The following is a 24311-nucleotide window of genomic DNA, read 5'->3' as shown; positions in this document are numbered from 1 at the left end:
GGAAATTCCACGTGACCTAAAGCGCCCATCGGCAAATTCAACCGGGCGGGACCAGCGGGTTTTACCGGGCTGCCCCGCCAGCGGGCGGATCACAGCAGGTGACCGGCCTTTTCCGCCTTGGTCCGCAGATAGGCGATGTTGTGGCCGTTGGCGGGGAAGATATGGGGAACGCGGTCCACCACCTGCACGCCCCAGCGGGCCAGCTGCGCCAGCTTGTCCGGGTTGTTGGTCATCAGGCGCACCGCGTTGAAGCCCAAAGCCTTCAGCATGGTGGCGGCCGGCAGATAGGTGCGCTCGTCCGCCTCGAAGCCCACCATCAGGTTGGCGTCCACCGTGTCGACGCCGGCATCCTGCAGACGATAGGCGCGCAGCTTGTTCATCAGGCCGATGTTGCGGCCCTCTTGCGCCAGGTACAGCACCACACCGCTGCCTTGAGCCGCGATCTCGCGGATGGCACCGCGCAGCTGGGCGCCGCAATCACAGCGCAGCGAGCCCAGCAGGTCGCCGGTGAAGCATTCGGAATGCAGGCGAGCCAGCACCGGCTGCGCCGGGTCGGGGCTGCCGATCAGGATAGCCAGATGCTCCACCCCGCCATCCGGGGCGCGGAAGGCGATCAGGCGGGTGTTCTCCGCATCCGCCAGGGGCACGGACGCCTCCACCACCTGGCGCAGGGTGGATTCCTCCGTCGCCTGGTAGGCCTGGACATCGGCCCCCCGCACGGTCAGCAGGTCGTTGCGCCCCGTCACCTCGTCGGCGCGGTCCGCGGCCACCTCGGCCACGATGACGGCGGGCAGCAGACGCGCCAGCTTCACCAGCAGCAGGGCCTCGCCCTCCGCCGAGGGGAACGAGCGGACGACGGGCTGCACGGCCTGGGCGGAACCCGGGCGGGTGGGATCGGCCAGCACCCGGACCAGATCCGGCGTCAGCCCCTGCGCCGGGGCGACCACCACGGTGCCAGCGCCCATCGGATCGGCATGGGCCGGTTCAACCGCCTGGGCCAGGATGCCGGCGGCGATGGCGCGCTTGTCGGTCAGGACCAGGGCGGGCTCGGCCCCCGCGATCTGGCGCACCAGGGCCAGGGCCGGCGCGTCCGTCATCTCCGCCGCGCGAACCAGCAGGGCGCGGCCGTCGCCGCCCTGAAGCATCACCAAATCCCCGCGGCGGAGTTCGGACACCGCGCGCTGAACGGAACGGCTGGCGGTCCGCATCAGGGGTGAAATCGGTTCGGCGGCGAGCGACATGCGGATGATCCAGGCGACACGGGAAGGAGGGACAGGTGCGTATCGGGACGCGTCAACAGGACAGGTGATGGGCAGAACATGGTCATTCGCCCCGCCCGGCACAACCAAGTTCCACCGACCAGCACGGTATCGGCCCCGTGCGCGGGCGCGAAGCGCTAGCGTTGCATGGGTACCCAGCCCGCCGGGGAGGGCCCGCCGGAGAGGGTCCGCCAGAGAGGGATGCCGGGAATAATCCCGCCATTCGCCCCTCCCGACGCTTGCCCCTTGCCCTATGGCTGCTTGATATGACCGATCGCGCCATGGCTTTTCCCGTGCGGAGACACCAAAGTAACAACGCATTCGCGGGATGGACCAAGTTAAGGCGCGGCGGCTACTATTCGCCGTCCACCCCGGTGCGACGGTTTTCCATTCAGCCCCGGCCCTGTGCGCGCCGCCCGTTACTTCAGGACTCCCACGGATGTTCCGTGCCCCCGTTCCGGCCTTCCCCCTTCCCCGGTCGGCGCCCCGCGCCGGCGGCAGAGGCGCCGCATGATCCAGCCGCAGGTCATCGACAGCGACTGGCACGCCCTGCGGGAGCCGCTGGATGACAAGGCGCGAGCCATCGAGTTGGCCTGGGAATTCGCCCGCATGGTGCCGTCGCGCCCGCATATCCTGGACCTGGGGGCCGGCCTGGGCGCCAACGTGCGCCATCTGCTGCCCCGCCTGGGCCGCATGATCCAGGATTGGACCCTGATGGACACCGACGCCGACCTGCTGGCGGGCGTGTCGGACCGCATGCAGCGCTGGGCGCATGAATCAGGTTGGCGCATGGCGCGCAACGCCGTCGATGGCGCGGTGGCTGAGCTGGTCCTGTTCGGCGATGACCTACGCAGCCGGCTGACCCTGATCCGCCAAGACATGTCGACCGACCTGCACGACCTGGGCATTCAACGTCATGACGGCGTTGCCGGTAACGCCTTCTTCGACCGGGTATCGGCGGAATGGCTGGATCATTTCATAACCGAACTGATTGCCAGCGGCCTGCCCCCCGTACTGGCCACCGGGGTGCAGGACGGCCGCCTGACATGGACGCCGGAGGATCCAGATGACGGCATGGTGGTGGCGTTGGCGCAGGAAAGCGCCAACCGCGACCATGGCTTCGGTCCGCCGCTGGGTGACCAGGCGTCATCCGCGCTGGTGACCAAGCTGGAGGCCGCGGGCTATCGCCTGGACGGGGCCCGGTCGGACTGGCGGCTATCGGGGCTGCGCGGGCGCCAGGCCCAACTGCACCTGGTATCCATGCTGGCGGCCCAGGCCGCGGCCCGCGACCCGGCGGCGGCCGACCGCATCGGGGCGTGGGGGGAGCGCCGCCGCGCCGCCGTCCTGCGGGCCGAGATGACCGTGGGCCACGCCGACATCCTGGCGCGGCGTTAGGACGCGCCCTCTTGGTTTACACCCTCCGCCCCCTTCCCCCCGGCGACGCCCCCCGTGCGAACCATCCGCACCCGTGCTAATAAGTCGACGGAACCGCCACCCAACTTCCCCTAGTCCAGGCCGATGACGACCCCAGGCGCCAAGAAGCTGTTGCTGGTTGAGGATGACGAGACCCTGCGCCATTTGCTGGCGGAGCAGTTGAGCAGCCTGGAGGAATTCGACGTGCGCCAGGCGACCGATGGCGCAACCGCCCTGGCCGCCGCGCAGGCGGAAACGTTCGAGGCCATCCTGTTGGCCAGCCGCCTGCCGGATATGGAGGGCGCCGTCCTTTGCGCCGCCCTGCGCCAGGCCGGGATCGACCGCCCCATCCTGCTGATGGCCATGGAAGGGGAACCGGACGTGCCGGGATGCAGCGACCGGCTGGTGAAGCCCTTCCGCATCGGCGCGCTGCTGGCCAAGCTGCGCCAGCATGCCCGCCCCACCGGTGACGACCCGGCCCTGCGCATTGGTCCCTATGAGTTCCGCGCCCTGGCCCGCACCCTGCGCGAGGACGGCACGGGCAACGAGACCCGCCTGACCGACAAGGAGGCGCAGATCCTGGCCTTCCTGCATCGCGCGGGCGGCGGTGTCGTCAGCCGTGAACAGCTGTTGGACCAGGTGTGGAACTACAACGAAGGCGTCACCACCCACACCCTGGAAACCCATATCTACCGCCTGCGGCAGAAGATGGAGCGGGACCCGGCCAACGCCGTCCTGCTGGTGACGGAACCCGGCGGATATCGACTGACCCCATGATCAACTTCCCCTTCCGCCTGGCCCGCGCGGCGTCCGTTTCCCTGATGCTGGCGGTCGCGGCCTGCGGCGGCTCGCCCAAACCCTTTCCCGTCCCGCCGGCGGAAGCCGACCTGCCGCCGGCCAACACGGCGGCCATCCGCCGCATCGTGCTGGTGCACCCGCCCAGCAAGGAAAAGATCGACGTCATCTACTGGCACGACGGCGCCTATGACAGCCGCGCCATGGCCGAGGTGGCGCACATCATGCGCGACCGCCACACCGGCGAAACCCACGATATCGATCCCGCGCTGATGGATTTCATCAGTGGCGTCATCCTGCGCGCCAGCCTGCCGCCCACCACCCAGGTGGACATCCTGTCGGGCTATCGCTCGCCGGAAACCAACGCCGCCCTGGTCAAGGTCAACCGCAACGCCGCCCGCGAGAGCTTTCACATGCAGGGCCGCGCCGCCGACATCCGCATCCCGGCGCTGAAGGGTGACGCCATCACCGAGATCGCCAAGACCATGCAGCGCGGGGGCGCCGCCTTCTACGACGGCAGCGGCCACACCCACGTGGACACCGGCCCCGTACGCACCTGGGCGACATATTCCACGCGGTGACTGGTTTGCCGAACGCGGTCGCGTCCTATGGCGTGTTGGGAAAGACAGCCGCTACGGAAATGAAAAAGGCCCGGGGGTGAACCCGGGCCTTTCCCTCATGAGGGTGCGCTTTTATCAGAAGCGGATGCCGACGCCGACGCGGACCTGGCTTTCTTGCGGGGTCGAGCGCAGCTGGCCACCGGCCAGATCCCGCGTGGAGTGCGAGTAGTCGGTGTAGTCGTACTCGATGCGGGTGAACAGGTGCTCGTCGATGGCGTAATCGGCACCGACACCGTACTTCACGCCGTCATAGTCCTGGGCGTACTGGCGGGAAGCGCCGCCGGTCAGGGCGTTGGTCGTGTCGATGGAGGTGTGCTGATAGCCCACGCGGCCGAACAGCAGCAGGTCGGGCTGGACCACGTAACCCAGGCGGGCGCTGACGCCGGCGCTGTAGTTGGGCTGCACGCGGTAGGTGCCCAGGGCGTCGCCATAGGTCCGGTCACCGGTGTAGAAGTTGGCTTCGCCTTCGGCACCGACATAGATGTTGTCGTAAACGGTCTGGCCGTAGCCGGCGAAGAGGCCGCCGTTGAAACCCTGGGTCTCACGGGCGGGCGTGCTCTGCTGGCCGCCGACGGTGGCCCGCTGACGCGCGTTGAACCAGTCATAGCCGGCGTTGGCACCAACATAGCCGCCGTCGAACGTGCTCTGCGCCAGAGCCGGGGTCGCGGCGACCGCGACCAAAGCCGACGCGGCGAAAACAATAGTCCGCAAATGCGACATAGTAACTCTCCTTTAAGGTCCCTAATTTCGCCACAATTTCATCATTGCGAATAATGAAACCTTGGCGTGTCCTGGCAATGTTTCGTCACTGCCTTCAGTCCATCCCGTTACTACTGCGGGTAACTACTGATGGGTGATCGATTCATTACGCCCTTGCGAGAGGTCTAACCTGTGAGGAGCGTCACACTTTCCATGCCCTGAGCGCACGGCTGTAAATCAATACTCGGCCCTTAATTCATGGCCAAACCGGATTACCGCCCAGACTTTGCCACAAATGAATCGTTGTCGACGCGCTGAAGACATAGAAAAAGCCGCCCAGGCTACCCCGGGCGGCTTCATTCCTTGACCAAAGGCAGAGGCCGAAGCCGCCTGCCTAAGCCTTAATGTGGATCAGGCCTCCTCGGCCTTGTCCTTCTTGCTCAGGTCTTCGCCGGTGGCCTGGTCGACCACCTTCATCGACAGCTTCACCTTGCCGCGATCGTCGAAGCCCAGGACCTTCACCTTCACCTCGTCGCCCTGGTTGACCACATCGGTGACCTTGGCCACGCGCTGCGGCGCCAGTTCGGAGATGTGGACCAAGCCGTCACGGGCGCCCAGGAAGTTCACGAAGGCGCCGAAGTCCATGACCTTCACGACCTTGCCGACGTAGATCTCGCCCAGCTCGGGCTCGGCGACGATGCCCTTGATCCACTTGATGGCGGCGTCGGACGCCTTGCTGTCCACGGCCGCCACCTTGACGGTGCCGTCGTCCTCGATGTCGATCTTGGCGCCGGTCTGCTCCACGATCTCGCGGATCACCTTGCCGCCGGAGCCGATCACGTCGCGGATCTTCTCCTTCGGGATGTTGATCACGGTGATGCGCGGGGCGTTCTGGTTCACCGCCTCGCGGGCGCCGCCGATGGCCTTGGCCATCTCGCCCAGGATGTGCAGGCGACCGTCCTTGGCCTGGGCCAGGGCGACCTTCATGATCTCCTCGGTGATCGAGGTGATCTTGATGTCCATCTGCAGGGCGGTCACGCCCGCCTCGGTGCCGGCCACCTTGAAGTCCATGTCGCCCAGGTGATCCTCGTCACCCAGGATATCGGACAGCACGGCGACGCCGGTGTCTTCCTTGATCAGGCCCATGGCGATGCCGGCCACGGGGCGCGGCAGCGGCACACCGGCATCCATCAGCGCCAGCGAGGTGCCGCAGACCGTGGCCATGGAGGACGAGCCGTTGGACTCGGTGATCTCGGAAACCAGACGCAGGGTGTAGGGGAAGGCTTCCTTGGCCGGCAGCAGCGGGTGCACGGCGCGCCACGCCAGCTTGCCATGGCCGATTTCACGGCGGCCCGGGCTGCCCATGCGGCCGGCTTCACCCACGGAGTACGGGGGGAAGTTGTAGTGCAGCATGAAGTTTTCGCGGTATTCGCCTTCCAGCGCATCCACGATCTGCTCATCCTGGGCGGTGCCCAGGGTGGCGACCACCAGGGCCTGGGTCTCGCCACGGGTGAACAGCGCCGAGCCGTGGGCCCGGGGCAGCACGCCCACTTCCGCCACGATGGGGCGGATGTCGACGGTGGTGCGGCCGTCGATGCGCTTGCCGGTCTCCAGGACCGTGCCGCGCAGCACGTCGGCTTCCAGGTCCTTGAAGGTGCTGCCGACCGCTTCGGCGGTGTAGGCGCCCTCGGCGGTCAGGGCCTCGACCGCCTTCTTCTTGGCGGTGCTGACGGCCTCATAGCGTTCCTGCTTCACGGTCAGGGTGTAGGCCGCGCGGATGTCGGCGCCCACCAGCTCGCTCAGCTTGGCCTTCAGCGCGGCCTTGTCATAGGCCGGCGCCGGCAGGTCCCACGGGTCCTTGGCGGCCTGCTCGGCCAGGTCGATGATCATGTTGATCACCGGCTGGAAGGCGGTGTGGCCGAACATGACGGCCTTCAGCATGATCTCCTCGGACAGCTCCTTGGCTTCCGATTCGACCATCAGCACGCCTTCCTGCGTACCGGCGACCACCAGGTCCAGGTCGGTGGTTTCCACCTGCTCCAGCGTCGGGTTCAGGATGAACTCGCCATCCTTGTAGCCGACGCGGGCGCCGCCGACCGGGCCCAGGAAGGGCAGGCCGGACAGCGTCAGGGCGGCGGAGGCGCCGATCATGGCGACGATGTCGGGATCGTTTTCCAGGTCATGGCTGAGCACGGTGCAGACGACCTGCACCTCGTTGCGGAAGCCATCGATGAACAGCGGGCGGATGGGGCGGTCGATCAGGCGGGAGGTCAGCACCTCCTTCTCGGTCGGGCGACCCTCACGCTTGAAAAAGCCGCCGGGGATCTTGCCGGCGGCGAAGGCCTTTTCCTGGTAATTGACGGTCAGGGGAAAAAGTCCTGGCCGGGCTTGACCGACTTGGCGCCGACGGCGGTGCAGAGCACGACCGTGTCGCCGTAGGTGGCGATGACAGCGCCATCAGCCTGACGGGCGACCTTGCCCGTTTCGAGGACCAGCTTGCGGCCGCCCCATTCCATCTCTTTACGGAAAACCTTGAACATATCTTTCTTCCTTCCATCCGATACTCGGATCACGTCCCGGATTGGACGGCCGAGCCGGGGCCCTATCGGCAGCACCCGCATTAGAAACCTTTAAATGACAGATGGCCAGCCGGGTCCGCCCCGGCTGGCCATCTGCACTACTCAATAACCGCACTCATCCGCTTTTGGATCATCTGGACCGCGATCCGTGCGCCGAACGGCAGCGTCGGGGCGCCGGACCCGCCGGAAGGCGGGTGGCCGGTACCACCGGTCACTGCGGTCGCTTGCGCCGGCGGCGCCGTCCAGACCATACCCTTAGCGACGCAGGCCCAGGCGCTGAATCAGCGACGTGTAACGGGCGACGTCCTTGCGCTTCAGGTAGTCCAGCAGGCTGCGGCGCTGGCTGACCATGACCAGCAGGCCACGGCGGGAGTGGAAGTCCTTGTTGTGGGACTTCATGTGATCGGTCAGGTTGGTGATGCGTTCCGTCAGGATCGCCACCTGCACCTCGGGCGAACCGGTGTCGCCTTCGGCGGTCTTGTACTCGGCAATGAGCGCCTGCTTGCGCTCGGCAGTGATCGACATCGTCGTCTCCGTCACTTAGAGGTTCAAAACGCGCACCGGACGGACCTCCGCCCCCTCCACATGAACCAACGCCACCGGCTTGCCACCACAAATGGCAAGCGCGATGGGCTCCCCGCCCGCCAGCTGATCGTGAATGGCGTCGAGCCGTTCCAGATCATGACGGCGCAGCAGCGCCACCGTTTGTCCGTGTCTCAGTCGGTGCGCTTCCGCTTCCGCCAGGGCCAGCGCCGGGATGTCGTCCAGCGCGGTCTCGATCGGTTGCAGAAGTCCTTCGACCGTGGGTGTCTGCGCCACCCGTTCCAATTCGTCAAGCGAAATCGCCTGATCCATGGTGAAACGCCCGACCCGCAGACGGCGCAGGACGGACACATGGCCCACCGTGCCCAGTGCCAGGGCAAGATCGCGCGCCAGCGAGCGCATGTAGGTGCCCTTGCCGCACTCCACCTCGAACTCGGCATGGTCGGCATCGGGACGGCCGGTCAGCAGAAAGCTGTCCACCCGCACGATGCGGGGCGCCAAATCCACCCGCTCGCCCTCGCGCGCCAGGTCATAGGCGCGTTCCCCCGCCACCTTGATGGCGGAGAACTGGGGCGGCACTTGGCTGATCTCGCCCTGGAAATTCTCCAGCGCCGCCTCGATGGCCTCGTCGCTGGGGCGGTGGTCATGCGTGGCCGTCACCTCCCCCGCCAGGTCGTCGGTGGTGCGCGCCTCACCGAAGCGGAGGGTGAAGCGGTAGGTCTTGCCGCAGTCCATGGCGTAGGACACCGTCTTGGTGGCCTCGCCGAAGGCGATGGGCAGGATGCCGGTGGCGATGGGGTCCAGCGTGCCGGCATGGCCGGCCTTTTCCGCCTGCATCAGCCAGCGCACCTTGGCCATGGCCTGGGTGCTGGTCATGCCCGGCGGCTTGTCCAGCACCAGCCAGCCGTGCAAGGGCCGGCCCTTGCGCTTACGGGCCATCGTGAGGCTCCGCGCCCTCGCCTTCGCCACCTTCGTGATCGGCGGCACCCTCGGCGCCGGCTTCATGATCCAGGTCGCGCTGCACGTCGGGGCGGTGCAGCAGCTGGTCGATGCGCTGGGCGTAGTCGAAGGACACGTCGATCTGGAAACTGAGGCGCGGCACGTGCTGCAGGCGCATGGCCTTGGCCACCTGGCTGCGCAGATAGGCGGACACGCGGTTCAGCGCCTTCACCTGCTCGGGATGGCCGCCGCCCAGCGGCATGATGAAGGCGGTGGCGTTCTTCAGGTCGGGGCTGATGCGCACCTCGCTGACCGTCACGTTCAGGTCCTGCAGGTCGGGGTCGCGGAAATCGGCCCGCCGCAGGATGTCGGCCAGGGCATGGCGCAATTCCTCGCCCACACGCAGCTGACGTTGAGAGGGGGCCTTGCCGGCGCGCAGGCCGGCGTCACCATGTCGGCTCATGGGTCATTATCCTAATAAAGGGCCCCGCCCCGATGTCGCTCGACGGGGGGGCCGGCCCGCCCGTCCACCAGAGGGACGCCGCCGGGCCCGAACGGCTCGGGTGAGGAGCCAAAACGGCCGTCCGGGGTTGGACCGGACGGCCGGGGTGTCAGGCAGATACTGTGATCCAGCTGGATAAGGATGCCGGCGCCCCTTACAGGGCGCGGGCAACCTCTTCCATCTCATAGGCTTCGATGACGTCGCCCGGCTGGATGTTGTCGTAGTTCTCGAACGCCATGCCGCATTCGTAACCTTCGCGCACTTCCTTGACTTCGTCCTTGAAGCGCTTGAGGGTCTTGAGCGTGCCTTCGTGGATGACGACGTTGTCGCGCAGCAGACGGACGCCCGCACCGCGCTTGACGATGCCTTCCGTGACACGGCAGCCACCGACCTTGCCGACCTTGGTGATGTTGAACACCTCCAGGATCTGCGCGTTGCCCAGGAAGCGTTCGCGCAGGGTGGGCTTCAGCATGCCCGTCAGCAGGGCACGGACATCGTCGATGATGTCGTAGATGACCGAGTAGTAGCGGATTTCCGCACTGTCCCGCTTGGCCATCTCGCGGGCCTGCGGGTTGGCGCGGACGTTGAAGCCGATGATGATGCCGCGCGAGGCGTTGGCCAGCGTGACGTCGCTCTCGTTGATGGCGCCCACACCGGAGTGCAGGACGCGCACCTTGACCTCGGAATTGTCGCCGGCCAGCTTTTCCAGGGTGCCGGAAATGGCCTCGATGGAGCCCTGCACGTCGCCCTTGATGACCAGCGGCAGTTCCTTCACCTCGCCGGCCTGGATCTGCTTGAACATCTGTTCCAGCGAACCACGCGCCGACTGGGCGACCTGGGCCTCCCGCTTCTTGCGCTGACGGAACTCGGTGATCTCGCGGGCGCGGGCCTCGCTCTCCACCACCGAGAATTCGTCACCGGCCAGCGGCGTGGCGTTCAGGCCCAGCACCTCCACCGGGGTGGCGGGGCTGGCGCTGTCCACGTTCTGGCCGCGGTCGTTGACCAGGGCGCGCACACGGCCCCACTCGCTGCCGGCGACGACGATGTCGCCCACCTTCAGCGTGCCGCGCTGCACCAGCATGGTGGCGACGGAACCACGGCCGCGTTCCAGCTTGGCCTCGACGACCACGCCTTCGGCGGTACGGTTGGGGTTGGCCTTCAGTTCCAGGATTTCGGCCTGCAGGAGGATGTTCTCCTCCAGCTTGTCCAGGCCCTTGCCCGTCTTGGCCGACACTTCCACGTCCAGGACATCACCGCCCATGGCCTCGACCACCAGCCCGTGCTGCAGCAGTTCCTGCCGCACCCGGTCCGGCTTGGCGCCGGGCAGGTCGCACTTGTTGATGGCGATGATGATCGGAACCTCGGCCGCCTTGGCGTGCTGGATGGCTTCGACCGTCTGCGGCATGACGCCGTCGTCGGCGGCCACCACCAGCACCACCACGTCCGTGACGTTGGCGCCGCGGGCGCGCATCTCGGTGAAGGCGGCGTGGCCGGGGGTGTCGATGAAGGTGATGCGCGAACCGGAAGCCAGCTGCACCTGATAGGCGCCGATGTGCTGGGTGATGCCGCCGGCCTCGCGGCTGGCGACGTCGGTGTGGCGCAGGGCATCCAGCAGCGAGGTCTTGCCGTGGTCGACGTGACCCATGACGGTGACGACCGGCGGACGCGCCGACAGATCCTCGTCGCGATCGACCTCACCCTTCACGCCCACCTCGACGTCGGCTTCCGACACGCGGTGCGCGCGGTGGCCGAATTCCGTCACGATCAGCTCGGCCGTGTCGGTGTCGATGTTCTGGGTGATGGTGGCCATCACGCCCATACGCATCAGCGCCTTGATCACGTCGGCACCGCGTTCGGCCATACGGTTGGCCAGTTCCTGCACGGTGATGACTTCGGGGATGATGACGTCGCGGGTCACTTTTTGCGTATCCTGACGCCCGGTCAGGCGCTGCTTCTCGCGTTCACGGGCACGGCGGAGCGCGGCCATGCTGCGGCCACGCTGGCCACCGCCTTCGTCGCTCAGCGCCTGGGAGATGGTCAGCTTGCCGGTGTTGCGGCGGCGTTCGCCACCCTTGGCGGCCTTGGCCGGAGCGGGTGCCGGAGCCTTGGCGGTTTTCGCGGCACCGCCAGGGCCAGCGCGGCGGCGACCGTCTTCCTCATCGTCATCGACGGCGCGTGCGGTCAGCGGACCACGCGGGGCGGCGGCGTCCGTGGCGGCCGCCGTCGTCGTCGTGGCGGCGCCACCGGCGGCGGGACGGGCTGCGCGCGGGGCCTCCTCGGCCTTGCGGGCGGCCTCGGCCTCCTTGCGCTTGTTCTCTTCTTCCTGGCGGCGCTTCTCCGCCTCGGCGGCGACGCGCTTTTCCTCCTCCTGGATCATCCGCAGCTCTTCCAGCTCGCGGCGACGCAGGGTTTCGTCGTCCAGGGGGCCGTCGTTGGCCGGCTCCTCGACCACGGGCTCGGGCGCGGGCGCCGTTTCCACCGGGCCGGCGTCGTCCACGACCAGATCATCGGCGATGATCTCGTCCTGCAGATCGTCGACCACGTCCTCGTGGGCGGCGTTCTCACCCATGGCGCGCAGGGCGCGCAGACGGGCTTCGCGCTCGCTGTCCGTCAGCTGGCGGGGGGCGCCACCACGGGCCGGCTGGCCACGGCCACCACCCTGGGCGGGACGGCCTTCGGCCGCGGCACGGGCGGCGGCGCCGCCATCGGCCACGCCCGGACGGGCGCCCTGTTCGAAGGTTCGCTTGCGCTTGACCTCAACCGCAACGGTCTTGGTTCGGCCGTGCGAGAAGCTTTGGCGCACGGATCCCGCGTCCACCGTCTTCTTCAGCTCCAGCTTGCCTCGACCGGTAAGGCTCAACTTCTTGCGGTCCTGGTCGCTCGTATCAGTCATCCGATATCCGACTGTTTCATCGTTGTCGCCCCGGAGCATTTGCCCCCGGGCCATCCCTTACCCAGCGCTGGGCCTGGCGCCCCGTGTCAGGGCACCCAGCCTTTCCGCCTCCCGCTGCAGGCGTTGGACCAAGGGTCCAGTGCCCACCACGGCATGCACCGCGTCATCGCGGCCCAGCGCCATGCCCAGCTCCCCCCGGTCGAAGATATCGACCACCGGGATGCCGGGGGACAGCGCGTCCAGCTTGGACCGGCCGTCGGCAGCCCCATCGGACGCCTCCAGCCTCAGCCCTATGCCCGGCCGCGTACCGATGGCCTTGGCGCGCAGCGCCGCGGCCACCTTCTCAAATCCCGCCACCGCCTGGCCGCCCCGCCGGGCAAGCCCGACCAGGTCCAGACAGCGGCGACGCAACAACCCCGTCACCAGGGCCCTCAAATCCGCCGGGGTGCGCACCGACCGGCGCGCCGCCTTGGCGAACAAACCTTTGGCGACCGCCTTTTCAACCAAGGCGGGGTCCGCCGTCAACCACAGCCCGCGTCCGGGCAGGGTTTCCTCAACGTCGGGGACGACCGTGCCGTCAGGTCCGACGACAAAACGGATCATCCCGTCCTTCGACCCCACCACGCCGCTGGCGATGCAGCGACGCAGCGGGCTCTTGGCCCCCCCGACCGCCTCCGCCTCGCCTTCCGGCAGCAGCGGCGCGTCGGGATCCGGTGTCACCGCCGGCCCGGAAGGCTGAGGGGCGACCATACTCTACCCTTCCCTATCCTAACCCGTCTCTCAGGCGTCGGCGCCGGACTCTTCGTCCGCGAACCAGTGGGCGCGCGCGGCCATGATCAACTCATTGGCCTCGTCCTCGCTCATGGCGTCCTTGCCCAGGATTTCGATCAGCTCGTCACCCGCCAGGTCGGCGAAATCGTCCAGTGTCTTTACGCCCTTCTCACCCAGCTTGACCAGCATGGGCGCGGTCAGCGCCTCGATGGCCGCCACCTCGTCGGTGACACCCAGTTCCTTGCGGCGGTTTTCCAGGCGGTTGTTCTGCTCTTCCAGGAAGTTGCGGGCGCGTTCCCGCAGTTCCTCGGCCACGTCCTCGTCGAAAGCGTCGATGGAGGTCAGCTCCTCGGTATCGACATAGGCGATTTCCTCGACGGAGGAGAAGCCCTCGGCCACCAACAGATGGGCGATGACGTCGTCAACGTCCAGGGCCTCGATGAACATCTGCGACCGGGTCTTGAATTCCTCGGTACGACGGTCGGATTCCTCCTGCTCCGTCATGATGTCGATGTCCCAGCCGGTCAGCATGGACGCCAGGCGCACGTTCTGGCCGCGGCGGCCGATGGCCAGCGACAGCTGGTCGTCGGGCACCACCACCTCGATGCGCTTCGTTTCCTCGTCCAGCACCACCTTGGCCACTTCGGCCGGGGCCAGGGCGTTCACCACGAAGGTGGCGGCGTCACGGTTCCAGGGGATGATGTCGATCTTCTCGCCCTGAAGCTCGCCCACCACGGCCTGGACGCGGCTGCCGCGCATGCCGACGCAGGCGCCCACGGGGTCGATGGCGCTGTCGTTGCTGATGACGGCGATCTTGGCGCGGCTGCCCGGGTCGCGGGCCACGGCCTTGATCTCGATGATGCCGTCATAGATTTCCGGCACTTCCTGCTTGAACAGGCCGGCCATGAAGGCGGGATGGGTGCGCGACAGGAAGATTTGGGGGCCGCGCGGCTCACGCCGCACGTCGTAGATGTAGGCGCGCACGCGGTCGCCATTCTTGAAATGCTCACGCGGCAGGCATTCGTCACGGCGCAGCACGGCTTCGGCGCGGCCCAGGTCCACGGTCACGTTGCCGTATTCCACGCGCTTGACCAGACCGTTGACGATATCGCCCATGCGGTCCTTGTACTCGTCGTACTGGCGGTCACGCTCGGCCTCGCGCACCTTCTGCACGATGACCTGCTTGGCCGTCTGGGCGGCGATGCGGCCGAAATCGATGGGGGGCAGCGGGTCGATCAGGAAGTCACCGACCTTGGCGTCCGGGCGCTTGCGCTTGGCCTGGGCCACGGAAACCTGCGTCGCCTCATCCTCGACCGTCTCCACCACCTCAAGGTAGCGCATCAGATGGATGTCGCCGGTCTTGCGGTCGATGCGGGCGCGGATGTCGTGCTCGTGGCCGTACTTGGAACGGCCCGCCTTCTTAATGGCCTCTTCCATCGCCTCGAGCACATGCTCTTTGTCGATGTTCTTCTCGCGGGCGACGGCGTCAGCGACTTGAAGCAGTTCCATCGAAGCGAACCTTGCCTTCTGTTACGTCAGTAAGAACGACTGTTGAAACGGTACCGAAACACGAAAAAACGGGGTCAGTGCTGGTGCTTGCCCTCGGCGGCCGCCTTCAGCAGCGCGTCGTTCATCACCAGCTTGGCCCGCAGGATCAGGTCGAAGGGCACGGCGGCCGGGCCGGTGGGCATTTCCACCAGCACCTTGCCGTCCTCGACGCCCTTCAGCATGCCGATGAAGCGGCGCCGGTCATCCACCGGCTGCGACGTCTCCACCCGCACCTCGAAACCCGCGAAGCGCTCAAAATCCTTCAGCCGGGTCAGCGGCCGGTCGATACCGGGGCTGCTGACCTCCAGCGTGTACGCCACCTCGATGGGGTCTTCCACGTCCAGCAGGGCCGACACCGAGCGGCTGATCTCCGCGCAGTCGTCCACCGTCATGGCGGCGCCGTCCAGCCGCTCGGCCATGATCTGCAGCGTCGGGCGGGCGTTGCCCGTCAACAGCACGCGCACCAGGTCGTAGCCCATGGCCTCAACCGAGGGGGCGATGATGCCGGCGATGCGTTCCTGTACGTCCATCGATCTCTTCCAGGGAACGGCCGACCGGGCCGTCCCCGCCTTTGTGGGGACGGATATGGGGCGAAACTTGCCCGCCTGACATCGCCGACCCCAGATAATAAAAAAGTGGGCCAATGGCCCACCCGCAAAGCGTTCCAGCCAGCCACCCGATTGTTGATGGCCGGATCGTTATGAGGATTGCTGCGGCGGATCATAGTCGTCACGGCGTTTCGCGCAAAGGGTTTTCATGCGCGATCCGCCATGTGTCGGAAGGGACGCAGGCCAGCGTCGCCGCTGGTTGTCGGCACCCCCACCAGTGATGGTGGCATCAACCCACCATCAACCGCAACATGGTGTGCAGACGAAGCCGGATCAAGAGGGGCGGGCGGCCCAGTCGAACCGCCCCGCCCTCTTTTTCCGCCGGCTCAGAACATGGATTCAATGACCCGGTCGGGCGGTTTGTGCCCATCGACGAAGGTCTTGATGTTGACGATGACCTTTTCGCCCATGTCCTGGCGCCCCTCGATGGTGGCGGAACCCATATGGGGAAGCAGCACCACGTTGGACAGCGTCAGCAGCTTGGGGTTGACGGCCGGTTCCTGTTCGAACACGTCCAGGCCGGCGGCGCCGATCTCGCCCTTGGCCAGCTTGCGCGTCAGCTCGTTCTCATCGATCACCTCGCCGCGGGCGGTGTTGACGATGATGCTGTTGGGACGCAGCAGGTTCAGACGGCGGGCGGACAACAGGTGGTAGGTCGCCGGGGTGTGCGGGCAGTTGATGGAGATGATGTCCATCCGCGCCAGCATCTGGTCCAGGCTTTCCCAGTAGGTGGCCTCCAGTTCCTGCTCGATCTCGGGATGGACGCGGTGCCGGTTGTGGTAGTGCACCGACAGGCCGAAGCCGCGCGCCCGCCGCGCCAGGGCCTGGCCGATGCGGCCCATGCCGACGATGCCCAGGCGCTTGCCCCAGATGCGGGTGCCCAGCATCTGCGTCGGCGCCCAGCCCGTCCACTGGCCGGTGCGGATCAGGCGCTCGCCCTCGCTCACGCGCCGCGCGGTCGCCAGGATCAGGGCCATGGTCATGTCGGCGGTGTCCTCGGTCAGGACGCCCGGCGTGTTGGTGACCATGATGCCGCGCTCGCGCGCCGCCTTCAGGTCGATATGGTCGACGCCGTTGCCGAAGTTGGCGATCAGCTTCAGCTGAGGCCCGGCATGGGCCAGGACGGTGGCGTCCAGGCGGTCGGTGACGGTGGGGACGAGAACGGTGGCGACCTTCAGCGCCTCCGCCAGTTCGGCGGGGCTCATGGGATGGTCGTCAGTGGAAAGCCGGGTGTCGAACAGCTCCATCATCCGCGTCTCAATGACGTCGGGGAGCTTGCGCGTCACGATGACCAGGGGCTTTTTTCGCTCGGACATGATTCCTCCCGAGATAGCGTCCCTGCCATAGCAGCGGGGACGGGGTCCTGTCCAGCGGCCCACAAGTCCCACCCCCTCCCGGCAGGGGTATCCAGCGCGGGCGGGGGTCGCGACGGGGCGGCGCTTGACCCAGGCGAGGGACCGATTTCTATTGGGGACCGAAACACCGGGCGGCACCCCGCGCGGTCCTTCCCAACGCCCTCTTTTCCCACGAACGGGGACAGCCCTTGAAACGGTCGCCTATGGTCAGGTTCCTTCGGCACGCGCTGCCCGTGGGCGTGATGGTCCTGGCCTTCGCCACCCTGTCGTCCTTGGCCGCCCCACCCGCCCATGCCGGCACCGACGGCACGGGCGCGGCCAGCGACCAGCAGGAGACGGAGCAGCAGGGCGACGCCGCCCACCCCGACGCGATCGTCCGCACCGGCATGCCGGTGCCGCGCTTCGCCACCCTCAAGTCCAACGAGGTGAATGTCCGCACCGGCCCCGGCGTGCGCTATCCCGTGGAATGGGTCTTCGTGCGGGCCGGCATGCCGGTGGAGATCACGGCGGAATTCGACACCTGGCGCCGCATCCGCGACGTGGAGGGCACGCAGGGCTGGGTACACCAGAGCACCCTGTCCGGCCGGCGGGGCATCGTCGTGACCGGGCAGCAGCTCCGCACCCTGCGCCGCGACGCCACCACCACCGCCGAGGCCGTGGCCCAGCTGGACCCCGGCGTGATCGCCAAGCTGCGTAAGTGCAAGGGCGGCTGGTGCCAGGTGGACGTGGGCGGGTTCCGCGGCTGGCTGCAGCGGGACGAGGTCTGGGGCGTCTATCCCAAGGAAGAGGTGGGTGAGTGATGTCCCTGACCACACCGGACGACGACGGCCTGCGCCAGGCCGTGATCGACACCGCCCGGGCCATGAACGGCCTGGGCATCAACCAGGGCAAGGCCGGCAATGTCAGCGCCCGCTGCGACGGCGGCTTCCTGGTCACCCCCTCCGGCGTGCCCTATGAGGATCTGACCCCCGACGACGTCGTCTTCATGGACCTGGCGGGGCGCTATCGCGGCGCCCTGCTGCCGTCCAGCGAATGGCGCATGCATCTGGCCATCTACCAGGAGCGCCCCCAGGCGGGCGCCGTGGTGCACACCCATTCCACCTTCTGCACCGCCCTGGCCTGCCTGCGTGAGCCCATCCCGGCCTTCCACTACATGGTGGCCGTGGCCGGCGGCACCCGCATCGAGGTGGCGGACTACGCCACCTTCGGGACCGCCGCCCTGTCGGACGCCATGATGGCCGCCCTGGGTCCGCGCCGCGCCTGCCTGCTGGCCAACCACGGCATGATCGCCTTCGGCGCCGATTTGCGCCGGGCCCTGGACCTGGCGGTGGAGGTCGAGACCCTGGCCCGCCAATACTGGCACGCCCGCATGATGGGTACGCCGGTCATCCTGGGGGAAGAGGAGATGGCGGAGGTGATGCGCCGCTTCGCCACCTATGGCCGCCAGCCCAAGGACCTGCCCCCGGGCACGCCGCAGGCCCTGGAGTTTCCCACCCGCATGGATTGAGACCAGCGGCGGGTCGCTTCCGCCGCTGGAGGGCCTCGCCATATGCGCGCCTGGACGGAGGCGTCCGTTCGGGCCCACACTGCCTCCCAGCGCCGCCCGTCGAGGCGGCGGCGAAACAATTGGGAGTGCGCCCCTGATGACCCTGGAGACGCCGCCGGGCTATGCCCCGCTGAGCGAAGCGACCCTGCCCGACTTCCTGGCCGCCGTGCCGGCCCTGGCCAACCGCCTGGGCGGCACCCCCGCCGACTGGCGGGTGAGCGAGGTGGGCGACGGCAACCTGAACCTGGTCTTCCTGGTGGAGGGACCCGGCCATGACGGCCGGACCGCCGGGCTGTGCGTGAAGCAATCCCTGCCCTATCTGCGCCTGGTGGGCGAAGGCTGGCCGCTTGACCTCAACCGCGCCTGGTTCGAGCAGCGGGCCATGGCCCTGCACGCCGCCGGTGCCGCCGGGCGCGCGCCCGCCCTGCTGCATTACGATCCGGCGCTGTACGCCATCGTGATGGAGCGGCTGAGCCCCCACGTCATCCTGCGCCGGGGCCTGGTCCAGGGCATCCGCTATCCCAAGCTGGCGGAGCATGTCAGCGACTATCTGGCCGGCACCCTCTACGCCACCAGCGACCTGGCCCTACCCGCCTCCAAGAAGCGGCCCCTGGTGGCGGCCTTCACCGCCAACGACGCCCTCTGCCGCCTGACGGAGGACGTGATCTTCACCCAGCCCTACATGAAGCATCCCCACAACCGCTGGACCAGCCCGCAACTGGACGCCACGGCCGAGGCGGTGCGGACGGACACGGCGTGGAAGCTGGCGGCCAGCCGGCTGAAGCTGAAGTTCATGGCCAGCCCCGAGGCGCTGATCCATGGCGACCTGCACACCGGGTCCATCATGGTGACGGAGACGGACACGCGGGTCATCGACCCGGAGTTCGCCTTCTTCGGCCCCATGGGCTTCGACGTCGGCGCCATCATCGGCAACCTGCTGCTGAACTACCTGTCCCAGGATGGGCACGCCACGGAGGAGCATCCCCGCGACGCCTACCAGGACTGGGTGCTGCAGACGGTGGAGGAGCTGTGGACCCTGTTCCGGGCCAAGTTCCTGCACCTGTGGCGTACCAGCGGCGAGGGCGACGCCTATCCCGCCGCCTTGTTCGCCGGACCGGAGGGCACCGCCTGCCTGGAGACGGAACGCCGGACCTACCTGGACCGGCTGTTCACCGACGCCCTGGGCTTCGCCGGCGCCAAGATCACCCGCCGCATCCTGGGCCTGGCCCACAACATCGACCTGGAAAAGATCGCCGACCCCGACATGCGCGCGCTGTGCGAAACCCGCTGCCTGGCCTTGGCCCGGTCGCTGATGGTGGAAACCGGCCGCTACCCCACCATCAAGTCCGTGACCGATGCCGCCCGCCACGTGCGCCAGACCGTCACGGCGGTGGGGCCGGTTGATAAGCGAGGGTTGGGACTGGATAAAAAATAGAACTTTGTTCCTTTACAGATAGAACAATGCATTCTATAACATTCGCATGAACGCGGATGACCTTCGATCGCTACTTGGTGAAGTCGGCCTGAGCCAGGTCGACTTCGCTCACCTCATCGACGTGACGCCCAGGGCCGTAAACCTCTGGGCCACAGGACAGAGGGAGATCCCCGGCCCGGCCGCTTCGTACCTGCGTCTCCTGAATTCGCTGCCTGAGAACATGCGGATGTTGGAGTTGTCGCGCTTGAAGGAGGGTCATGAAATGGCGCCTGAGGGGATGTATGGAGTAGCTTTCGCCGGAATTGCCGGAACAGGCCAAGGTGTCCTGGTCGTCAACAATGGGGTTGCCTACGGCTATGACGTCGGCGGCGGGAAATACGACGGCACCTATACGTCGTCGAAGTCGCCCGGTTACTTCGACCTCCGCCTCCGGGTGACGGTGCCACCGGGAACCTCATTGGTTCAGGGCGCGCCAATTCAGCCGATGGAATACGCTTTCGACATCAACTGCTCCCTGAAGGCACGGGCCGAAACCATTGTCGATGTTCTGACCCCGGTCGCCCCAACCCCTGTGAGGGCGCATATTCAGTTTCTGCGCGATGTCCCAAACTGACGATCTTCCATCGCTCTGAGAAGCGCCTCCACGCGCTCACCTTCGCCTGGAAGCTGTGGTCGTAATCGGCCGCGGCTTCCTCCACCTCCCGCTCATTACTCATCATTCACCGCCACTTGGCCCATCCGTTCCGGCGGCTGGTGGTCGGGGAACAGGTGAGCCAGGTCCGGCGGGCTGCACACGCCGCGTTCGGTGATGAGCCCGGTGATGAGCCGCGCGGGCGTGACGTCGAAGGCGTAGTTCACCACCGGGCTGTCCTGCGGCACCAGACGCACGGTCTCCAGCCCGCCGTGGTCGGCCAGGCCGATGATGCGCGCCACCTCGTCCCCTGAGCGTTCCTCGATGGGAATGCCGGCGACGCCATCCTCCAGCGTCCAGTCTATGGTGCTGGAGGGGAGCGCGACATAGAAGGGGACGTCGTTGTCCTTGGCGGCCAGGGCCTTGAGATAGGTGCCGATCTTGTTGGCGACGTCGCCCCGGGCGGTGGTGCGGTCGGTGCCGACGATGACCAGGTCCACCTGGCCATGCTGCATCAGATGGCCGCCGGTATTGTCGGGGATGACGGCATGGGGCACCCCATGCTGGCCCAGTTCCCAGGCGGTGAGGAAAGCCCCCTGGTTGCGCGGCCGCGTCTCATCCACCCAGACATGCAGGGGGATGCCGGCCTCATGCGCCAGGTAGATCGGCGCGGTGGCGGTACCCCAGTCCACCGTGGCCAGCCAGCCGGCGTTGCAGTGGGTCAGGATGCGTACCGGGCGGTCGGGGTTGCGCTGGTGCGCGGCGCGGATCAGGTGCAGGCCGTGGCGGCCGATGGCGCGGCAGATGTCCACGTCCTCGTCCGCGATGGCCGCCGCCTCGGCATAGGCCCGCTCCCGCCTGTCCCCCGGCGGGGTCAGTAGCAGCACCTCGCGCATGCGGTCCAGGGCCCAGCGCAGGTTGACCGCCGTGGGCCGCGTGGCCATGAGGCGGGCATGCGCCCGCTCCACATCGCCATCCTCAACCCCCGCCGCCATGGCCAGCGCCATGCCATAGGCCGCCGCCGCGCCGATCAGGGGGGCGCCCCGCACCTGCATGGTGGTGATGGCCGTGGCCATGGCCGCCATGTCGGAAAGGATCAGCGTCTCGAACCGGAAGGGCAGCCGCGTCTGGTCGATGATGCCGACGCCTTGGCCATCCTCTTCCAGCCAGATGGTCCGCATCGCCTTGCCCGCCACCTTCATGAGGCTTCCCCTTCTTTCATCCCGTTTCGCCCCTTATACCAGCGGCATGAGATTCTGACTCATGCCGCCGTAGCCCGCGACTGCGGGCGCCGGAGATTTCTGAGGAGCGAAGCGGACTGGAAATCGAGGACGAGCCAAGCCCGCGGATGCGGGCGCCCGGCGCCTGAGGGAACAACCGAAAACACAAGGCCCCCGGAACCGGGGTTCCGAGGGCCTTTGGCATCCGGTGCGGTCAGCGCCGGCGGAGGATTTGTCCAGGGCTCACTTCGGAGCCATGATCATGATCATCTGCTTGCCTTCCAGCTTGGGCATCTGTTCGACCTTGGCCAGGTCTTCCAGGAGGTCCTTCACGCGCACCAGCACGTTCATGCCCAGATCCTGGTGGGCCATTTCACGGCCGCGGAAGCGCATGGTGACCTTCACCTTGTCGCCTTCCTCCAGGAAGCGGCGCGCCGCGCGCATCTTCACGTCGTAGTCGTTGTCGTCGATGTTGGGGCGCAGCTTGATCTCTTTGACTTCGATGATCTTCTGCTTCTTGCGCGCTTCCGCGGCCTTCTTCTGCGCCTCGTACTTGAACTTGCCGTAGTCGAGGATCTTGCAGACGGGGGGCTCGGCGTTGGGCGAGACCTCGACCAAGTCGAGGCCGGCCTCTTCGGCGGCGATCAGTGCATCGCGCAGACTAACGACGCCAACCATCTCGCCAGCGGCGTCGATGAGGCGGACGGAACGAGCGTTGATCTCCCGGTTAACGCGCGGCCCCTCACGGGTGGGGGCCGACTCTTGGCTGGGCCTGGCTATGGAACCTTCTCCCTGGTTTACGGTGGCCGCCGGGTGGGTGGGGGCCCCGGGATGGGGCGGGCGGCATCACCGGATAAAAAATGATGATGTGTACTTGTAAGAAAAGCCAGCGCCACGCAACTGCGGATTTCTCTCCACAGCCCCGTTGGGCGCTGGTCAGACCATAATTATCCTCAGAACGCGGCTTCCGTCACTCCCTCCGAAGGGACAGGCGCCCGCGCCTCACGCTTAAGCGCCGCCACCGCTTCGTCAAGCGACAGCAGCTCCTGGTCCTTGCCGCCCAGGCGGCGCAGGGCCACGGTGCGGTTTTCCGCCTCGCGCCCACCGACCACCACCAGGACCGGCACCTTGGCCAGCGAATGCTCGCGGACCTTGAGGTTGATCTTCTCGTTGCGGGTGTCGACCTCAACCCGCAGGCCGGCCTTGGCCATGATCTTGGCCACCTCCTCGGCGTAGGCGTCGGCCTCCGACGTGATGGTGCAGACCGTGGCCTGCACGGGCGACAGCCACAGCGGGAACTTGCCGGCGTAGTGCTCGATCATCATGCCGATGAAGCGCTCGAACGAGCCCAGGATGGCCCGGTGCAGCATCACCGGCCGGTGGCGGGCGCCATCGGCGCCGATATAGCTGGCGTCCAGGCGTTCCGGCAGCACGAAGTCCAGCTGCAGGGTGCCGCACTGCCAGGTGCGGCCGATGGCGTCGGTCAGGTGGAATTCCACCTTGGGGCCGTAGAAGGCGCCCTCGCCGGCCAGCTCCTCGAACTCCAGGCCGTTGGCGGTCAGGGCGTCGCGCAGGCCCTGCTCCGCCTTGTCCCACACCTCGTCGCTGCCGGCGCGCACGTCGGGGCGCAGCGCCAGCTTCACGGCGATCTTGTCGAAGCCCAGATCCTTGTACACGCCCAGTTGCAGCTTGAAGTAATCCGCGGCCTCGGACGGCACCTGGTCCTCGGTGCAGAAGATGTGGGCGTCGTCCTGGGTGAAGGCGCGGACGCGCAGGATGCCGTGCAGCGCGCCCGAAGGCTCGTTGCGGTGGCAGGCGCCGAATTCCGCCAGGCGCATGGGCAGGTCGCGGTAGCTCTTCAGGCCTTGGCGGAAGATCTGGACGTGGGCCGGGCAGTTCATGGGCTTCACGCCCAGGAACTTCTCACGGCCCTGGTCGTCCACCGACTCCCGGATCTTGAACATGTTGTCGCCATACATGTCCCAGTGGCCCGACGCCTTGAACAGGCTGCTGTCGTAGAGCTGCGGCGTGCGCACCTCCAGGTAACCGGCGTCCTTCAGCTTGGCGCGGATGTAGCGTTCCAGCGCCTGCCACAGCGTCCAGCCCTTGGGGTGCCAGAAGACGCTGCCCGCCGCCTCTTCCTGCAGGTGGAACAGGTCCATCTCGCGGCCCAGCTTGCGATGGTCGCGCTTCTCCGCTTCCTCGATCTGGTGCAGGTGCTCCGCCAGCTCCTTCTCCGTCCGCCAGGCGGTGCCGTAGATGCGCTGGAGCATGGGGTTGCGGCTGTCGCCGCGCCAATAGGCGCCCGCCACCTTCATCAGCTTGAAGGCGTGGCCGATCTTGGACGTGGACGGCAGGTGCGGGCCACGGCAGAGGTCATACCAGCCGCCCTGGCGGTAGATGGTGATCTTCTCACCCGCCGGGATGTCGCCGATGATCTCGGCCTTGTAATGCTCGCCGATGGACTTGAAGTGGGCGATGGCCTCGTCCCGGTCCCAGACTTCGCGCGTGAAGGGGCTGTCCGCATCCACGATCTCGTGCATGCGCTTCTCGATCTTCACCAGGTCGTCGGGCGTGAACGGCTCATCCCGGGCGAAGTCATAGTAGAAGCCCGTGGATATCGCTGGGCCGATGGTGACCTGTGTGCCGGGGTACAGTTGCTGCACCGCCTCCGCCAGGATGTGGGCGCAGTCGTGGCGGATCAGTTCCAGCGCGTAGGGCGCGTCGCGCGTCAGGATGGCGACCTTGGCGTCATGCTCGATGGGGCGCGACAGGTCGCGCTCCTCCCCATCCACCGTGACGGCCAGCGCGGCCTTGGCCAGGCTCTTGGAGATCGACTGCGCGACCTCCAGGCCCGTCACGCCCGCCGCGTAAGTTCGCACGTTGCCGTCGGGCAGCGTGATCGCGATCTGGGGCTGGTCAAGGTTTTCGGCGGTCGTCATGGCGTTCAGGGTT

General features: G+C 67.2%; 20 protein-coding genes and 1 pseudogene. 7 read left to right on the top strand and 14 right to left on the bottom strand.

The genetic code is table 11. The features are described from left to right. Positions 1-89: 89 nt before the first annotated feature. Positions 90-1241 carry a GTP cyclohydrolase II gene (ribA, locus tag UCD39_RS20215; protein WP_330497600.1) on the bottom strand — a complete coding sequence of 384 codons (1152 nt, stop codon included), beginning with the start codon at positions 1239-1241 and terminating at the stop codon, positions 90-92. A 528-nt stretch (positions 1242-1769) separates the two neighbouring features. On the opposite strand from ribA, the gene UCD39_RS20210 reads away from it, so the two are divergent. The 3 genes from UCD39_RS20210 to UCD39_RS20200 all read left to right on the top strand — a co-directional run bounded on the left by UCD39_RS20210 (position 1770) and on the right by UCD39_RS20200 (position 4048). After that, on the top strand, positions 1770-2654 hold the full coding sequence (locus UCD39_RS20210; protein ID WP_330497599.1) for a hypothetical protein: 885 nt from the start codon (positions 1770-1772) through the stop codon (positions 2652-2654). 123 nt (positions 2655-2777) lie between these two features. Further along, positions 2778-3449 (top strand): response regulator transcription factor, encoded by a 672-nt coding sequence (locus UCD39_RS20205; RefSeq protein ID WP_330497598.1) that lies wholly within the window; start codon positions 2778-2780, stop codon positions 3447-3449. Continuing rightward, entirely contained in the window at positions 3446-4048 is a 603-nt protein-coding gene (locus UCD39_RS20200; RefSeq protein WP_145735295.1) for a YcbK family protein, read from the top strand. Before UCD39_RS20205 ends, UCD39_RS20200 begins: the two co-directional genes overlap by 4 nt. Before the next feature lie 114 nt (positions 4049-4162). On the opposite strand, the gene UCD39_RS20195 is transcribed toward UCD39_RS20200, so the two are convergent. From UCD39_RS20195 to UCD39_RS20150, 10 genes and pseudogenes are all read right to left on the bottom strand, one after another. Continuing rightward, complete coding sequence (locus UCD39_RS20195; protein ID WP_330497597.1) at positions 4163-4807, bottom strand: outer membrane protein; 645 nt, start codon at positions 4805-4807, stop codon at positions 4163-4165. Positions 4808-5197: 390 nt separating this feature from the next. Next, positions 5198-7326, bottom strand: a pseudogene (gene pnp / locus UCD39_RS20190) (polyribonucleotide nucleotidyltransferase). 294 nt (positions 7327-7620) lie between these two features. Next, positions 7621-7890 (bottom strand): 30S ribosomal protein S15, encoded by a 270-nt coding sequence (gene rpsO, locus UCD39_RS20185; RefSeq protein ID WP_004271802.1) that lies wholly within the window; start codon positions 7888-7890, stop codon positions 7621-7623. Positions 7891-7905: 15 nt separating this feature from the next. Beyond that, positions 7906-8847, bottom strand: coding sequence for a tRNA pseudouridine(55) synthase TruB (gene truB, locus UCD39_RS20180; protein WP_330497596.1), 942 nt, complete (start codon positions 8845-8847; stop codon positions 7906-7908). Beyond that, positions 8837-9310: a 30S ribosome-binding factor RbfA gene (rbfA, locus tag UCD39_RS20175; RefSeq protein ID WP_330497595.1), complete on the bottom strand. Its 474-nt coding sequence runs from the start codon at positions 9308-9310 to the stop codon at positions 8837-8839. The genes truB and rbfA overlap by 11 nt, the downstream gene beginning before the upstream one ends. A gap of 193 nt (positions 9311-9503) precedes the next feature. Continuing rightward, positions 9504-12242, bottom strand: coding sequence for a translation initiation factor IF-2 (gene infB, locus UCD39_RS20170; RefSeq protein ID WP_330497594.1), 2739 nt, complete (start codon positions 12240-12242; stop codon positions 9504-9506). 57 nt (positions 12243-12299) lie between these two features. Beyond that, positions 12300-12992: an RNA-binding protein gene (locus UCD39_RS20165; protein ID WP_330497593.1), complete on the bottom strand. Its 693-nt coding sequence runs from the start codon at positions 12990-12992 to the stop codon at positions 12300-12302. Between the two features lie 30 nt (positions 12993-13022). Then, on the bottom strand, positions 13023-14522 hold the full coding sequence (gene nusA / locus UCD39_RS20160; protein WP_322482463.1) for a transcription termination factor NusA: 1500 nt from the start codon (positions 14520-14522) through the stop codon (positions 13023-13025). Between the two features lie 74 nt (positions 14523-14596). Continuing rightward, on the bottom strand, positions 14597-15091 hold the full coding sequence (gene rimP / locus UCD39_RS20155; RefSeq protein WP_330497592.1) for a ribosome maturation factor RimP: 495 nt from the start codon (positions 15089-15091) through the stop codon (positions 14597-14599). Between the two features lie 404 nt (positions 15092-15495). Then, entirely contained in the window at positions 15496-16485 is a 990-nt protein-coding gene (locus UCD39_RS20150; RefSeq protein ID WP_330497591.1) for a 2-hydroxyacid dehydrogenase, read from the bottom strand. 242 nt (positions 16486-16727) lie between these two features. Here UCD39_RS20150 and UCD39_RS20145 point away from each other — a divergent pair, with 242 nt between their 5' ends. From UCD39_RS20145 to UCD39_RS20130, 4 genes are all read left to right on the top strand, one after another. After that, a complete protein-coding gene (locus UCD39_RS20145; RefSeq protein ID WP_330497590.1) occupies positions 16728-17324 on the top strand; it encodes an SH3 domain-containing protein in 597 nt (198 codons plus the stop codon). After that, positions 17324-18031 (top strand): class II aldolase/adducin family protein, encoded by a 708-nt coding sequence (locus UCD39_RS20140; protein WP_330497589.1) that lies wholly within the window; start codon positions 17324-17326, stop codon positions 18029-18031. Before UCD39_RS20145 ends, UCD39_RS20140 begins: the two co-directional genes overlap by 1 nt. A 136-nt stretch (positions 18032-18167) precedes the next feature. Continuing rightward, positions 18168-19505 (top strand): S-methyl-5-thioribose kinase, encoded by a 1338-nt coding sequence (gene mtnK / locus UCD39_RS20135; RefSeq protein WP_330497588.1) that lies wholly within the window; start codon positions 18168-18170, stop codon positions 19503-19505. A 46-nt stretch (positions 19506-19551) separates the two neighbouring features. Continuing rightward, entirely contained in the window at positions 19552-20118 is a 567-nt protein-coding gene (locus UCD39_RS20130; RefSeq protein ID WP_330497587.1) for a helix-turn-helix domain-containing protein, read from the top strand. A 95-nt stretch (positions 20119-20213) separates the two neighbouring features. Here the strand turns inward: UCD39_RS20130 and mtnA are convergent, their stop codons facing one another. The 3 genes from mtnA to thrS form a co-directional block, all read right to left on the bottom strand. Continuing rightward, the gene (mtnA, locus tag UCD39_RS20125; protein WP_330497586.1) at positions 20214-21338 is read right to left on the bottom strand and encodes an S-methyl-5-thioribose-1-phosphate isomerase; all 1125 of its coding nucleotides are present in this window, start codon (positions 21336-21338) and stop codon (positions 20214-20216) included. Positions 21339-21599: 261 nt separating this feature from the next. Then, the gene (infC, locus tag UCD39_RS20120; protein ID WP_330498494.1) at positions 21600-22136 is read right to left on the bottom strand and encodes a translation initiation factor IF-3; all 537 of its coding nucleotides are present in this window, start codon (positions 22134-22136) and stop codon (positions 21600-21602) included. A gap of 173 nt (positions 22137-22309) precedes the next feature. Next, positions 22310-24298, bottom strand: a complete 1989-nt coding sequence (thrS, locus tag UCD39_RS20115) for a threonine--tRNA ligase (RefSeq protein ID WP_330497585.1) — start codon at positions 24296-24298, stop codon at positions 22310-22312. Positions 24299-24311: the final 13 nt, after the last annotated feature.

It is taken from the genome of Nitrospirillum karajorum, from assembly GCF_036348415.1.
GTDB lineage: Bacteria > Pseudomonadota > Alphaproteobacteria > Azospirillales > Azospirillaceae > Nitrospirillum > Nitrospirillum amazonense_B.
The sequence above is the reverse complement of the archived record's forward strand: the minus strand, read 5'-3'. Positions and strand labels throughout refer to the sequence as shown.

Bases quoted from the DNA above. Each gene is read 5' to 3' on its own strand.
- ribA (WP_330497600.1), bottom strand. From the start codon at position 1,241: ATGTCGCTCGCCGCCGAACCGATTTCACCCCTGATGCGGACCGCCAGC.
- UCD39_RS20210 (WP_330497599.1), top strand. From the start codon at position 1,770: ATGATCCAGCCGCAGGTCATCGACAGCGACTGGCACGCCCTGCGGGAG.
- UCD39_RS20205 (WP_330497598.1), top strand. From the start codon at position 2,778: ATGACGACCCCAGGCGCCAAGAAGCTGTTGCTGGTTGAGGATGACGAG.
- UCD39_RS20200 (WP_145735295.1), top strand. From the start codon at position 3,446: ATGATCAACTTCCCCTTCCGCCTGGCCCGCGCGGCGTCCGTTTCCCTG.
- UCD39_RS20195 (WP_330497597.1), bottom strand. From the start codon at position 4,807: ATGTCGCATTTGCGGACTATTGTTTTCGCCGCGTCGGCTTTGGTCGCG.
- rpsO (WP_004271802.1), bottom strand. From the start codon at position 7,890: ATGTCGATCACTGCCGAGCGCAAGCAGGCGCTCATTGCCGAGTACAAG.
- truB (WP_330497596.1), bottom strand. From the start codon at position 8,847: ATGGCCCGTAAGCGCAAGGGCCGGCCCTTGCACGGCTGGCTGGTGCTG.
- rbfA (WP_330497595.1), bottom strand. From the start codon at position 9,310: ATGAGCCGACATGGTGACGCCGGCCTGCGCGCCGGCAAGGCCCCCTCT.
- infB (WP_330497594.1), bottom strand. From the start codon at position 12,242: ATGACTGATACGAGCGACCAGGACCGCAAGAAGTTGAGCCTTACCGGT.
- UCD39_RS20165 (WP_330497593.1), bottom strand. From the start codon at position 12,992: ATGGTCGCCCCTCAGCCTTCCGGGCCGGCGGTGACACCGGATCCCGAC.
- nusA (WP_322482463.1), bottom strand. From the start codon at position 14,522: ATGGAACTGCTTCAAGTCGCTGACGCCGTCGCCCGCGAGAAGAACATC.
- rimP (WP_330497592.1), bottom strand. From the start codon at position 15,091: ATGGACGTACAGGAACGCATCGCCGGCATCATCGCCCCCTCGGTTGAG.
- UCD39_RS20150 (WP_330497591.1), bottom strand. From the start codon at position 16,485: ATGTCCGAGCGAAAAAAGCCCCTGGTCATCGTGACGCGCAAGCTCCCC.
- UCD39_RS20145 (WP_330497590.1), top strand. From the start codon at position 16,728: ATGGTCAGGTTCCTTCGGCACGCGCTGCCCGTGGGCGTGATGGTCCTG.
- UCD39_RS20140 (WP_330497589.1), top strand. From the start codon at position 17,324: ATGTCCCTGACCACACCGGACGACGACGGCCTGCGCCAGGCCGTGATC.
- mtnK (WP_330497588.1), top strand. From the start codon at position 18,168: ATGACCCTGGAGACGCCGCCGGGCTATGCCCCGCTGAGCGAAGCGACC.
- UCD39_RS20130 (WP_330497587.1), top strand. From the start codon at position 19,552: ATGAACGCGGATGACCTTCGATCGCTACTTGGTGAAGTCGGCCTGAGC.
- mtnA (WP_330497586.1), bottom strand. From the start codon at position 21,338: ATGAAGGTGGCGGGCAAGGCGATGCGGACCATCTGGCTGGAAGAGGAT.
- thrS (WP_330497585.1), bottom strand. From the start codon at position 24,298: ATGACGACCGCCGAAAACCTTGACCAGCCCCAGATCGCGATCACGCTG.